Raw genomic sequence first — 14,952 nt, forward strand, 5'->3', positions numbered from 1 at the left:
ATCAGTAAGTGCAGGTTAAGCAATAACAAAATAGGAGTGCCGAGGCACCCCTATAGTTTACTTCTTCAACACATTGACAATTTCTTGTCTAACATCATCACTTAGTGCATTTTTACCGCCTAGGAATATTGCATCTTCTACTGAACTATCCTTTAGGTAAGGTGTAATTGGTTTTTCCAAAACAGTACTTCTTGTTAAAATGACTGGTGCATCGTTTCTCGCCGCAAGTGGTGCGCCGGATAATGCGTCAGGGAAATCTAAACCATTTGTGAATACAGCTTTTGTCGCATCCGGATAGAATGTTTCCGCAATTTCTAATGCCGTTTCAAAACGATCTGCACCGTAAACTCTGTCAATAGATGCGCCCCAACCAATAATATTGAGTAATGCATCCGCACTCACAGCAGCTTCACCGCCGACGACCGTCAACTCTTTAATTTTCCATTTCTTAATCGCGTCAGATGTTTCTTTTGTTAAGACATCTTTTTGAGTTAACAAAATTGGAACACCGTCTCTACCTGCTACTGAACTAATTGCTAGTGCATCCGCGAAGTTACTTCCATTTACGACGAAAGCTTCCTTGCTACCGTTAATCGCTTTAATTTCTTGGGCAATTAATGTCGCTGTTTCGTATCGATTCGCTCCGGAAATCCGCTCAACTTTTAGTCCGAGAGATTCGATTGACTTTTGAACTTGTCCGGAAACACTATTTTCTCCGCCAAGTAGGATGACATTTTTCGCATCTAATCGAGTGATTTCATCCATTACGATTTCAGGAATTTTCTTTTCTCCCGTCAAGAGTAATGGTGCATTTAATACGGTTGCAAGTGGTCCTCCCGCTAATGCATCTGGGAAATTCACACCACTGGCTAATACAACTGTATCCGCATTTTCGAATTCAGCCTGACTTATTTCAACCGCTGTTCCATAACGATCGCTGCCAGAATATGATTCGGATAAATCATCCACGCTGCCTCGATTTACATTTAAGGTCACTTCTGAAGTTTGACCGAGAATATCACTTAAAACGAAAGTAAATGAATTTTCACCAACATCCAAGGACATTTCTTTTTCAATTGTTTTTTCATCTGGACCTGCGATGATGCTATCATTGAACCCGTTAAACTTATATAACTCGTTGCCATTCTCTGTTAATTTAAAGAATGGGAAGTTATCTTTCATCACAAATTTAAGCGTTGCTTTGTTTGAAGCTAAATCACGATCTTCAACTGTTACTTCAAGCGTTGGCGCTGTCGTGTCTACGTACATTCTTCTCATGATGCTGTCTTCGCTACCGTCTTTGGCAATGGCTTTTACGGATAGCTCATGATAGCCATCTTCCAGCGTCAATTCTTTTGTAAATTCATATGCTGGTCCTTCGTAAACCCAACTACCAAAGTAAATCGTGACAGACTCTTTGTATTCAAGGTTTGCCTCGATTTCGTCTTTACCCAGTAGTACTTTGTCTAATCCCTCATAGCCTGCGACATATCCTTGCACGTTCACTTTTTCACCATAAAAATCTAGTAATCCAGGTGAATTTAAGAAGATGAACGGCTCTCCAGCTTCAGTTGGAATCTCTTCCACATTAACTGTTTCTACGGCTGAGTTTAATAAATTATCGTAACTCCAAATGTAAAGGTTTTCTGGATTGTCACCGACTAATGAAGAAACGTCCACCGTGAAGGAAGTTTCATTCTTTTGAGCTTCAACTGTGATTTCCCCATCTCCCGATTCAATTGAATTAGAGATTGTAAATGAGCTTATTCCTACACTATCAGTTGGATAACCATTGTCGATGGCATCCCATGAAAGTGTTTTTGTTTCTTTGTCATATTCGATATTTGATACTTCTGGTGCGGTTTTGTCGATTAAAATTGGCATTGTTTTTGATTGTGGCTGTGCTCCAGGATAATTGATGGTCGATTTGATTTCATAGAAGTAGTGGCCTTCTTCAGCCGGTTTTCCATTAATCATGCCGTCCCATAATCCTGATCCGTAGGTATCTGCTGTCGCTCTGCCAGCACCAGCATACTTCCTAATATTCGCCTCTGATCCAATTGTTCTTAAGACCTTTTTATTTTCATCCAAAATATTAAACTCAACTTTTTCAGCATTTCTCATAAATGTTAGATGAGGTACGACTACATCAGTACCTGCTGATTTAGCAATTTCAACGCCTGGGTTCATATCCATTCGCGCTGTATCATAGAAGAAATACTCCGGAAACGGATAAGGCATGCCTGGAAACCAAAGTTCACCGATTCCCATCATCCCTGCGAAATTGAAAAATGTGGGACCATCTGGATCATTGACGATAAAGTTGTCCAGAACTTTTTGGCTTGTCCAGTCACCGTAAAACCCTGTAAACGGTATTGAAAGATCGATTGAATCATTACCTGTTAACACTAAAAACCCTTCTACGAAACTATTAAGTGGCAGTTCATCTTCTTCAAAATTAATCGTCGTAGACAATTCGACAACCTCACCTGGCTCGATTGTGAAACTTTCGGCACCGGTTGTTGTATGTGTAACTTCTCTTGATGTTTCTACTAAATAACCATTTTCTACTTGATCGGCTAATAATACAGAAGAAACGTCATATTCTACTGCCTTGTCACCAAAATTCGTCACAGCTAAATTTAGTGTAAAGCTTTTGGACTGAAGCTCTTTTAGTTCAACTTTAGCTTCGTTTGTCTTCGTATTCACAACTTTAACAGTCGTTTCAACTGCGTTCTCCAAGTCCATAACACCTGCGCCTTGAATTCTAGGCGAATAGACATTGTCGTGTTCATCTTTAATGATATACGCCGTGTTCATCATGAGTACTTTTGCAAGATCCGTTCGTTCTCCAACTGTTAGATTCGAGAACTTATCATTCCCGGAAATATATTGTTGTACTAATGCCGCACCGCCCGCAACATGCGGTGTTGCCATGGAAGTACCACTCATTGTGCCGTACGTATTATCATTCTGTGTGGAATAAATCCCGCCACCAGGTGCCGAGATTTCAGGTTTCAATCTCAAGTCTGGCGTTACACCCCATGATGAGAATGAACTAATTTTCGGGCCATTATATGCATCTTCACTTTTCTCGAAAGAAATCTTCGTTTCTGTATTCACACTTTTCGCCAACTCTGCGCCTGCGCGATTTCCGATAAATAAGAACGGAACCTCAGCATTTTCGCCGCCAGCCATATTAATTAACTCTTCTCCACCCGAACTGTGATTAAAGACTACAACCCCACTTGCACCTGCATCCTGTGCATTTGCTAGTTTCGCGGTAAAGTCAAGTTCGCCTCTCTCTATGAGCGCAATCTTTCCATTTACATCTACCTTACCAAAGTCCTCTACTTTACCTAATCCAGCAAAAACAAATTCACTATTTGCCGGCAAAGTTTTTGGACTTGGGCTTTCAGATGCGACAAGAATTTCAGCTTCTTTCTTTTCACCATTCACTAAATAGGTTAAGAATAGCACACTATTTTCATCGACATTGTCTATAGAAGCTACTGAAAAACTTGCTTCATTTAGACCTGGAGACCCAACTACGCCAACGTCAGGATTAGAAGCCAATGCTTTTGTTGATTTGTTATAGACGATATTTCGGTCATTTCCTGCAGCAATTGCCGCAACAATACCGCTTTCGACAGCATTTTTGATTGCTATATCTTCTGCGCTGTTTTCACGAGTAAATCCTGCTGGTGATCCAAGACTCATGTTCAATGAATCTGCACCTAGCTTAATTGCATCATCAATCGCTTTGATATAAATATCAGAAAATGTTGTTGCGTAAAAAGGATCATTTGAAAATACTCTCATTGCCAATAATTGTGATTCCGGGGCCACACCTTTAATTGTTCCATTTGCTGTGACAGTACCTGCAACATGCTGCCCATGGCTCGCGCCTAATGGTTCTTTAATTGTGTGGTTCTTATCATAGTAGTTATATGCATATGGTACTTTTTCGGTATAGTATTTCCCATCTACATCTAGCTCTTTGATATCTGCTTCACTAAGTGTTGTAGCGGTTTCTTCACTAAGTTTGAAATCATCGTGATAGATATCATAGCCAGAGTCAATGACTGCAACGACCATGCCTTCCCCTTTATAGCCAATATCCCACGTTTCTTGGCTTCCTATTAAACCATGTGAATCCGTCATTAATGGTGCTGGTCTTTCGTATTCATTGGAAATATATACATTTTTTACATTCGTTAGTTTTTTTATCTTTTCGATTTCTGAGTTTTTTACTTCACCACTGAACCCGTTAATAGTGGCGGTATAATTTGAGAGGAATTTTAGGTTAATTCCTGCCTTCGAGATATTATTTTGTACTTTTTGTTGCTCATTCACCAATTTTGTTTCGATTTTACTCAACGCTTTATCTAGCGTTATGTTATTGGCTTTCGCATAAACGAGACCAGGATCGGAATCGAGTTCAATAATCACTCGAACTTTCTCATCTTTTTTCTCGCTATCAAAGTCTATTTCCGTCTCGGGTTTAATAAGCGACTTTTGATATTCATCCGATTTGGCAATTTGTTCTGCTCTTTCTAGTAAAGCCTTTTGTAAATTTGGTAGTTCAGCTTCAATGGGCGCCGCAATCATTACATTTGGTAGCGCAATCATTATGACAAGGACCATTGCAAAAATACTTTTAAGTTTTCTAATCAATTTACATCCCCCTTATTTAGTAGCAGTACTGGTTTTATGAGTTTCCTTTTTAAATTTCCCCCAGACTTTGCACACTTGCATGAAAGTTCACAAACCAAAACTACTATACCATATAAATTCTGACTTATTGCCATTTTTCGTAAATATTTGTTAAGAATAGTTGTTTCGTAGGTAATATAAAACCCATCTCCATATTCCGAAGATGGGTTACATTTATTCACTGAAGCAATTTCTTTAAATCATTTTCCACTTTTTTACTAACTGCTGATTCACCGCCAAGAATTGTTAGTCGTTTTGTGGCGTTTTCTGTTAAATAGTCAGTCACAACTTCTGGAATTCTGTCGTGGACGAGCAGGACTGCGCTGTCGTTTTTCGCGGCGAGTACTGCGCCAGTTAGTGCGTCTGCATAGCCTTTTCCAGTTGCAATGTAGACATTTTTACCTTGCCCGCCGAAATAATTGGCGACTTGGTTGTTGGTTTCGTATCGGTCCTTTCCAGCCAATCGAGTCACTTGAGGCAACTGGGCTGCAACCTTATTCGATACAACAGTTTGGCCACCTACGATGATTGTTTTTGATGTATTAAGTTCAGCCATTTTGTCTGTTGTTGCTTTTGGTAGTTTCGTTGCTTGGGTCAATAGGATCGGTAATCCGTTCTTTGCAGCATGCGAAGCAACAGATAATGCGTCTGGAAAATCCATTCCATTTACAATCACTGCTTCGGCTGTTCCATTTGGCGAAACGAATGAAGCAATTTTGGCAGCTGTTTCGAAACGGTCACTACCAGCTATCCGCCCGACTTTTAATCCTGCTTTTTCAAGTTCTTTAACAGCAGTTTCGCTAATTGCGGTCGCGCCTCCTAAAACCACAATTTCTTTGGCACCTAGACGCTTGATCTCATCCAATGTTTCTTTATACAGTTTGCTACTTACGGTCAACAAAATTGGTGCATTCAATTCATGCGCAAGTGGCACACCCGCTAAAGCATCCGCAAAACCATCACCTCGTGCTAGAACGACTTTGTCGGATTTTGTCCAACCTTGTTGACTGATTTCGATTGCTGTTAAATAGCGATCTTTCCCTGAAATTCGTGCTAATTTCTGTTGGGAAATCATAAGCTTTCCTTTTGCATCTTTTGTTGTTTGATTACCGAGTAAATCGGTAACCGTAATCCCGACACTTACATTTTGAAGGTTAATGTTTCCTGGTACGGTCCATGAGCCCTCATAAATCCCGGGTTCTACTTCTACCATCTTATTCCCACTGAATAATTGGCCGGTTTGTTGCGTCGGGAACTTCACTTCGAAATTGGCATCTCCGTGCAAAACATTAGTTTTTACTGAAACTTTCACTTTTTCGCCTGGCAATACGTATTGATTTTCAGATGGCGTTATTTGTTCGATTTTCGGTTCTTCTGTAATATGAATCGCGGTTACTAGATTAGATTTCCCCGTTAATTTCCCGTCTAATGTGGACACTGCAACAAGCTTATTTTCTCCTGTTGTTAATGCCGCAGGGATTGAAAAGGTTCCGGCTTCCCCGACTATGGTAGATCCCACCACATCTTCATTGTTCAATAATTGAATTTTCGTCGTCGGTGAAGCAGTTCCTTCGACTGTGATGTTTTTCTCATCGAATGCTTCGTGCTGTTTCGGCGAATCAATGACTGGATCGCCTACTTCATAACTTACCCGTGCCCGAATCATATAGTTGCCATCTTCAACAAATGCTGGATAGAATTCGCCGTCAAGGTATTGATAGCTTCTTTCTGTATATGGATTTCCATTGTCAGTTCCTAGACCCGCAGCGACTGGATACGCCAAAGTTTGGACGTATACCATATAAAAGTCGCCGTCTACTTGGATTTCGTAATCTGATAAATCAACGCTTGTCCAACCATCAAGGACCGCATCGGCGTCAAACGGCCCGGCAATTTTTTCACCCGGAAGTCCGTCTTGCCCTTTTGCATCCCAAACTTCAACGTTAAATTCTGTACCGATTGTGTCTGAAAATCCCTTATCCAAGAAATGAAAGAGGCCTTCCGTGACAAATGCAGTCTTTTTGTCGTCAGGCAAGGACATTTTCACTGCCCATCCAGCACCCCCTCCGTAATACATGCTGGCATTATCGATATTGCCGTTGTCGTAGCCAATTTCATCGCCCGGATAGGTGAAAATAGGACTTAGTGAGATATCAACCACTTGGTTAGTGGCAACTGTAACCTCCACTTCCTTACTATGATAGCCACTTTTTGTCGCTTTTAGCGTATATTTCCCTTCGTAAGCAGTGAGACTGTACATGCCATCAGCATTTGTGACAACGGGCGTTACATTAGCGTCATCGACGAGTTGCAACATAACCCCTTCAATGGCTTCGCCTGTTATTTCGTTGGAAATAATTCCATTAATTGCAACTTTCGGAATTTCATCTAATGTAAAGTTTGCTTCAACAGAATCATCTTTTTTAATAACAACTGCTTGCTGTTTCGGATAATATCCATAGGCTTCTGCCTGGATCGTGAATTTTCCTGTTCGGTGTGAAAGTGAATAGGAACCGTCATCAGGATTTGTATTGACGGATTGTCTGCTTTCTAGGACACTCACTTTTCCGCTAAGCGCAGAATCACCCGTTTTTAAAACTGTTCCTGCAACTGTACCAAGACCTTCTTTAATGGATGAAACCGCTTTGTATGCATTTACTAATCCATATCCATAGGCATTATTTGGCGTTTCAGGGTAGTTTTTGTCGGTTAGCGGCGTTGCAGTGCCCTTCAATGTCTGCTCTACCTCGTCAATTGTTAGGCTATTATTGACTTCATATAATAACGCAATAACTCCCGCGACCGCTGGAGCAGCCATCGATGTACCATTCCAGCCACCTTCATATTTTCCACCTGGAATCGATGAGCGAATATTTACGCCGGGTGCTGAAATATCGGGTTTAATTTCTCCGTAGGGCGAAGGTCCACGCAGCGAGAAGTTCGCGATCGAATTATTGACATTTGTGGCGCCTACTGCGAAGGATTCAGGATAGTTTGCGGGATTTGAAATCGATTCCGGTCCCCCTGGATTGAACATCGTTGTATTTCCGGCAGCAAAAAGCGGAAAAATATTTGCATTTCTCCATTCGGTTACGACATCGCGGTACCATTCATCAAGCCCGGGACCACCGCTCCATGAGTTATTTACAATATCCGGCGCCATGTCGACACGTGTATTTCCGTTTTTATCTCTCGGCGCTAAAATCCATTCTGCCGCTTCTAATAAATCCGCATCTTCTCCACCGTCTGCTGAAAATGCTTTAACAGCAATCCACTTTGCACCAGGTGCGACACCTATTGCATTGGTTCCATTCGTTTCACTTCCGACCATTGTTCCTGTTACATGCGTTCCATGCGCAATGTCGTCAAAGGGTGTTGTTTGACCCGTTACTGCATCAAACCAGTTGAAGTTATGATCGACTTCCCCGGTTTCCGTGTTGTAGCCGCGGTATTTGTCTTTTATCGCTGGGTGATCCCATTGTACGCCTGAATCGATTGTTGCGATAACGACGCCTTTTCCGTCGATTCCCATATCCCAAACGGATGGTGCGCCGACTTTTTCGACATTCCACTCGACGTTTTCCTGAGCTGTGACAGGGCTTTTATCAGTTGTTTTTATCAATTGGCGCTTTTCGTTTGGAAGTAGTTTCTCGACTTCGGGAAAAGCTGCTAATTTATCTGCTACTTCTTTCGTTGCCGTAACCGAGATACCATTTACGATGAAAAATGGTTTAATCGATTCGGCATTCCCATTTGCTTCTTCTTGCTCTAAATATTTAAGGACAGTTTCTTGTTCCGTCTGCGCTGTCGCCTTCAATTCAGTAACGACTGCTGAACGTTGAAGGAACTGTTCATTATGCGATGAAAGCTTTCTTTTTTTCGCATTCGCTTTAACTTGTTGCACCACTTTTTTCGTGTCTGCCTTTTCTTTGAATTTTATCAGAAAGGATACTTTATCATCCTCCGTAAATTCATCGGCTAAGCGATTGCTAATTTTCTCTGAGTCGCTTGTTTGATTGTAGCGAAAGTATGTATCAAGTGACTTTTCACTTGCAAATCCAGGTGTTAACAATGAAAATACCATTAGTAATGAAGCTATGATACTAAAAAACTGTTTTTGACGGCGTTGCCTTTTCTGCATTTCATTTCCCCCTTGGCATCCAGCTTTATTTTCCCATAATTGAGACTATAGTTTCTATGGTAATAATATTTCCATAATTCGTCAATAGGCGGCGATAAGCACGATTGCCTTAGAATTAAAAATAGAGCCCGAATTAACGGGCTCTACGCTTCATTTCACTTCAATCAATCAATCTATTCAACTCGTTGAATACTTTTGCGCTTACCGCGCCTTCTCCACCGAAGATGGTTAGGTCTTTGACTTCTTGATCAGTGATATAAGCTGATACAGTTTCTGGAACTTTTGCATGGACGAGTAGCACTGCGCTATCCGCTTTGGCTGCTAGTGCTGCCCCAGTTAGTGCATCTGCGTATCCTGTGCCAGTCGCGACGTAGAGATGATCAGTATCTACATTGTAATGTTCTGCAATTAGCGTGTTCGTAATATAACGGTCATCTCCGCCTAGGCGAGTCGCATTTGGTAGTTCGGCTTCGACAGCTTCAGAAATAACTGTTTTTCCGCCGACTGCGATTGTGTTCTTTGCACCTAAACGATCAAGTGCACCTTGTGTTTCGGCAGGTATTTCATCTGTTGTCGTTAACAGAATCGGCGTGCCTGCTTGTGCTGCGTGTGATGCGACAGATAGTGCATCCGGGAAGTCCATGCCGTTGGCGATGACAACTTCATCGGATCCGTTTGGCGCAATTAGGTTCGCAATTGCTGCCGCTGTTGCGAATCGGTTCGCACCGCTCGCGCGTTCTACTGTTAAATTCGCTTTGGATAGCTTGTTTTCAACAGTTTCACTGACTGCACTCTCGCCACCAAGTACGATGACGATACTTGCACCTAGACGTTCGATTTCTTCGAGAACGCCCTCTGTTAATTTTTTAGTTTGCGTCAATAAAATCGGTGCATCTACTGAATGTGCTAGTGGCACACCCGCAAGTGCATCAGCAAAGTTATCGCCGCGTGCAAGGATTACCGTATCCGCTGATTCCCAACCGTTTCGGCTGATTTCAATCGCTGTTTGGAAACGATCTGAACCAAATATCCGGTCGATTTCTCCCGGTAGTGCTGGTTCTTCGACTTCTTTGGGAATGATGGTGATTGTTCCTGAAGCGTCTTTTGTACTGCTTTTTCCGTTAGCGTCAATTAATTTAGCTACGACGATTAAATCTTCCACTGCCAAATCCGGGGCGGTCCAAGTCCCTTCATAAATACCAGGTTCTACTTCAACCATCGGATTGTCACCGGCGGATTGTAGCTCTTTTTGTCCTGGTAGCTGAATTGCGAAGCTTGCTTCCCCACCTACAGTTTCGCTTGTAAAGGAGATTTCTACTTCATCGCCAGCTTCTACCGTTATATCTTCCGAAGGTTGTAGATTTTCGAGTACTGGAGCATCTTGACTTACTGTAATTGTGACCGATTTCGTTTCCGAGTTACCGGCAAGGTCAGTCGCGACTACAGTGATTTCATTTGCGCCTTCTTCAATCGAAATACGTTTAAAGTAGCTTCCATCCTCTTCGATTTCCGCTTCTTCACCGTTTACCGTTACAGAATCAAGATGTGCATCGGATACAGTTCCTTCAACTCCAACTGTATTCTCATTTGTTATATCCCCATCTACCGGACTATCAATTGTCAATTCCGGTGCTTCTGTATCCAATGTTACTGTCACTTTTTCTGACGAACTAGCTGCATCGCCGTCTACTAGTGTGACCGCAACAAATTCGTTAGCGCCTTCAGTTAGGTCAGTTGTAAAACTAAATGCACCATCATCACCAATTTCAGCTGTACCAACTTCTTCACCATTATTGCTGAGCCGAATTGTAGTTGCTGGTGATGCAGTTCCTTCAATCGAAATATTCTTTTCATTTGTCAGAAAATCTCCATCCGGCGCAGTAATCGTTGGTTTTCCGATTTCGTAATCAACTATTGCACGGATCATGTAGTTACCTTCTTCTGCCGGGGATGCTGTAAATGCTCCGCCAACGTATTGGTAATTTCTTCCCGAACTTGCACTACTTTGATCAGTTGCGAGACCTGGTGCGTTCGGATTTGACTTCGTTTGAATATAAACCATGTAAAAATCGCCATCGACAACGATGTTTTGATCCCTTAGATTTACAGTCGTCCATGTGCCGTCACGTAATGCCGTGCCGTCGATTGGACCTGCTAATTTTGTGCTCGGCATGCCATCCGCACCTGCATCCCATACTTCAACTGCAAATTCAGTTCCACCTGGTACTGGCCATTCTCTATCCCAGAAACGGAATACGCCATCTGTTACGATTGCAGAATTTTTTCCTTCAGGTAGAGACATTTTAACTGCCCAACCATTTCCTCCTTCATGAAAAACAAGTGCGTTTTCAGCTGTTCCATCGTCATAGCCGATTTCCCCGCCTGGATATGTGTACATTGGATCGAGTTCAATATTGACCTCAATCGGATCAGAACCAATTGTAATTTCGATTTCTTGGCTGTGGAAATTTTGTGCCATTACTTTTAGCGTATATGTTCCTTCATACGCCGACAGAGTAAAGTTTCCGTTCTCATCCGTCTCTACTGGTTCAATATTTGCATCTTCAATTAACAGTATTGTTGCTTCGCTAATCGTAGTACCAGTTTCCTTATTTGTGACATGCCCTGCCACAGTACCTTGTTCCAGTTCTTCCAATTTGAAATTGGCGATTGTTTCTTCGCCATCCCCAACTGTTACAATTCGTTGTGCTGCTTTAAATCCATAAGCACCTGCTTCAACTGTATACTCTCCAGCATAAAGTCTTAGTGAATAAGATCCATCAGCAGGATTTGTAATGACTGATCTTCCATTTTCTAAAATAGTTACTTGTGCACGTAACGGAAGAGTTGAAGGTATATTTTCAACTTTATTTGTTACATTTTCGCCTGTTACTGTTGGCGAATTTGATAGTCCTACGTCATCGATATACCAACCATCATAATTAACACTACCACCGGATTGTCCATTGAAACCAACATAGATCCGTTGACCGGAATAATCCGATAAGTCTATTGATACATCTGTCCAATTGCTTGTTAAACCTTCGAACATTTTAAGACTTGTCCAATTTACTTGGTCGGTTGAAACTACTACACGTCCGTAATCATAAGACTGTCCCCATATTGAATCTTCAAAGTTATGCCAGCTCTTAAAGTTCAAGTATGCTTCTCCCTCAGGTAAATCAATTGCAGGCATAACGAGTGTCGCATCCATATTTGAGGAATAGGAACCTGAAAGATTTGTTGCATAGACGTTTTCTCCGGAAGCTGCTCCATTTGGACCGGAAGTTGGTACGCCCATTTCCCAAGTGTCGTTTGCTCCGAATGAGTACCAACTTGAAACGTCACCTTCAAAGTCTACAAAATAACCCAAACCTACGCCTGGTACTACATCAACTACGTAATCATCTGTAGTAACTAAATTCCCATCGTAGTCGCCAGCTTCCCAGTTATAGGTAATTGTATCTCTTGATACTTGGTCACCAGGAATTCTTGCACTAAATTGTCCTTCTCGATTGTTGCCAGAGACTTGTGTCGCCTGGACTTCTTGCCATTCCCCATTCGTATCTTCATATTTAAGTTTCACGTATGATATTCTTAAATTATCAGCAACTTGAGCTTTCAATACTAAATCCATTTCAGAATACACTTCAGTCGGTGCAGTGTGGTATATTGTCGGCGCTACAGTATCATCGCTATACTGCGATGTTTCAGAAAGCGCAACATCGTCCAGATACCAACCCTCTCTTAAACCACTAACATCTGAATACACCTTGAAGCCCAGATATACGCGTCCACTGTATTCAGATAAGTCTATCTCTGTACTTAACCATCCTTTAGATGTTCCTTGAAACTTCTGAACTTCTGTCCATTCAACACCATCTTTTGAAATAACAACATGTCCAAAATCGAACGCTCTTCCAGATGATGCTTCTTCGAAGATATGCCAGTTTTTAAACTGGAAGAAGGAAGGTCCTTCTGGTAAATCAACTGGCGGCATAACTAATATGTTATTCATACCGTTAACATAGTTGCCTGATAAATTTGTTGCGTATACATTTTCTCCAGAATACGCTTTTCCTGGTCCAGAAGTAGGTGCACCCCATTCCCATTTATCATTTTCGCCCATGGAATACCAACCTACTGGTTCTTCACTCTCAAAGTTTTCAAAGTATCCCGTCGTTATTCCAGCTTTTACTTCAACTACATACTCATCACTTTCTACAGTGTTATTACTATAATCCTTAATAATCCACTTGTAGTTAAATGAACTTCCGACGATGTCTTCACCTGGTATTGTTACTCCGTAATCACCAGATCTATAATCACCTGATTTACGTGTTGCGTCAACTGTTGTCCAATCGTCATTAACTTTATAAGACACTTGGACGCTTGTAACACTTATGTTATCACTTGCAAAAACTGATAAACTTAAATCCGTTCCTGAATAAGTTTCTGCAGGAGCACTATGCTTATATGTTGGAGCTTCAATATCTTCTCCATCTTGCATTACTTGTCCATTTACAGTTCCTAAACCCTCTAAAATGGAGGAAACTGCTTCATATGCATCAACCAATCCATAACCATATCCATGGTTTGGAGATATAGGATACAGTGAATCTGTTAAAGGTGTTGTTGTGGTTAATAATACTTGTTCCATTTCATCAACAGTTATGTTGGCATTTACTTGTCGAAGCATTGCTGCTACTGCTGCAACCGCTGGACCAGACATTGATGTTCCATTCCAACCGCCTTCATATCCGCTACCCGGAACTGTTGAACGAATATTTACACCCGGCGCCGTAATATCCGGTTTAATTTCTCCGTATGGCGATGGTCCTCTTAGTGAGAAACCTGGCACCTGGTTATTAACATCGACTGCACCTGTTGCGAATGATTCAGGGTAGTTTGCCGGTACGGCCACTGATCCCGGCCCACCTGGATTCGTCAACGTTGTATTCCCAGCTGAAAACTCAGGGAAAATTTCTGCCGCTCTCCAAGCTCTAACCGTCGGAAGATACCATTCATCCAGACCCGATCCGCCGCCCCAAGAGTTATTTACAACATCCGGCGCCATGTTCACATCGCCGCCCGGAGACATAATCCATTGTCCAGCCCGCAGTAAAATATCATCGGTCGTGCTACCCGACTCGTTAAATACTTTTGTCGCAATCCATTTTGCGCCAGGCGCAACGCCAACCTGGTTCGCACCATTCGGTTCGCCACCAACCATTGTTCCGGTTACATGCGTTCCGTGTCCGTTATCGTCATATGGAACTGCTCGTCCACTTGAAGAGTCATACCAACTATAGGTATGATCTACTGAACCTGTGCTTGCATCATATCCACGGTATTTTCCTTTTAATCCGGGATGATCCCACTGGACACCCGTGTCAAGACTTGCAACTACAGTACCAGTTCCGTCTATTCCGAGCGCCCAAGCATCAGGGGCTTTCACTCGTTCAACGTTCCATTCAACGTTTGCAATGGTTGACTCCGGTGCTTCTTCATCCCTATTTACAACTGCTTCATGCAATTGTCGTTCTTCGTTTGGTAATATTTTATCAACTTCTGCAAAAGCTGCGATTTTCTCAGCGATATCTTTCGTCGCAGTCACTGCCATCCCGTTCACAATATAGAATGACTCAAAGTCGTCGACATTCCCGCGTTCTGTCTCTTTCTCTAGAAATTCAACAACGTTATATTGAGATTTCAGAGCGACTGATTTCAAATCAGCTAAGACAGCAGAGCGCTGTTGAAACAGTGCTTGTTGCGCGGATAATTTATTTGACTTTGCACTGTTTTTTTCATCATTTGCGATTTTCATAGGATCAGATTGCTCTTTAAATTTAACTAAAAATCTTATTTTCTCCTTATCTTCAAACTCCGCTAGTAAACGCTTACTCACCTTGTCTTTGGCACTAGTTTGTGTGCCATTTACAGAATCGTGTAGGTTACTTCTTGATGACTCTGCTGCAGCAAATCCAGGTGCTAGTAGTGAAAAGATCATGAGAAAAGAGGCGAATATTTTAAATATCCTCTTTTGTGATTGCTGCTGTTTCCTCAATAAATTTTCCTCCCTTGAATTTAAACTG

General features: G+C 41.9%; 2 protein-coding genes and 1 pseudogene. All 3 read right to left on the reverse strand.

All coding sequences use genetic code 11. From position 1 onward, the window contains the following. Window positions 1-57: 57 nt before the first annotated feature. The gene (locus J4G36_RS10850) at window positions 58-4,677 is read right to left on the reverse strand and encodes a cell wall-binding repeat-containing protein (RefSeq protein ID WP_210470012.1); all 4,620 of its coding nucleotides are present in this window, start codon (window positions 4,675-4,677) and stop codon (window positions 58-60) included. Window positions 4,678-4,933: 256 nt separating this feature from the next. Then, a pseudogene (locus J4G36_RS10855) lies at window positions 4,934-8,857 on the reverse strand (S8 family serine peptidase); the annotation flags it as partial. Window positions 8,858-9,017: 160 nt separating this feature from the next. Beyond that, window positions 9,018-14,924: a S8 family serine peptidase gene (locus J4G36_RS10860; RefSeq protein WP_246880481.1), complete on the reverse strand. Its 5,907-nt coding sequence runs from the start codon at window positions 14,922-14,924 to the stop codon at window positions 9,018-9,020. Window positions 14,925-14,952 lie beyond the last annotated feature (28 nt).

The sequence above is a fragment of the Sporosarcina sp. 6E9 genome (assembly GCF_017921835.1).
Classification (GTDB): Bacteria; Bacillota; Bacilli; order Bacillales_A; family Planococcaceae; genus Sporosarcina.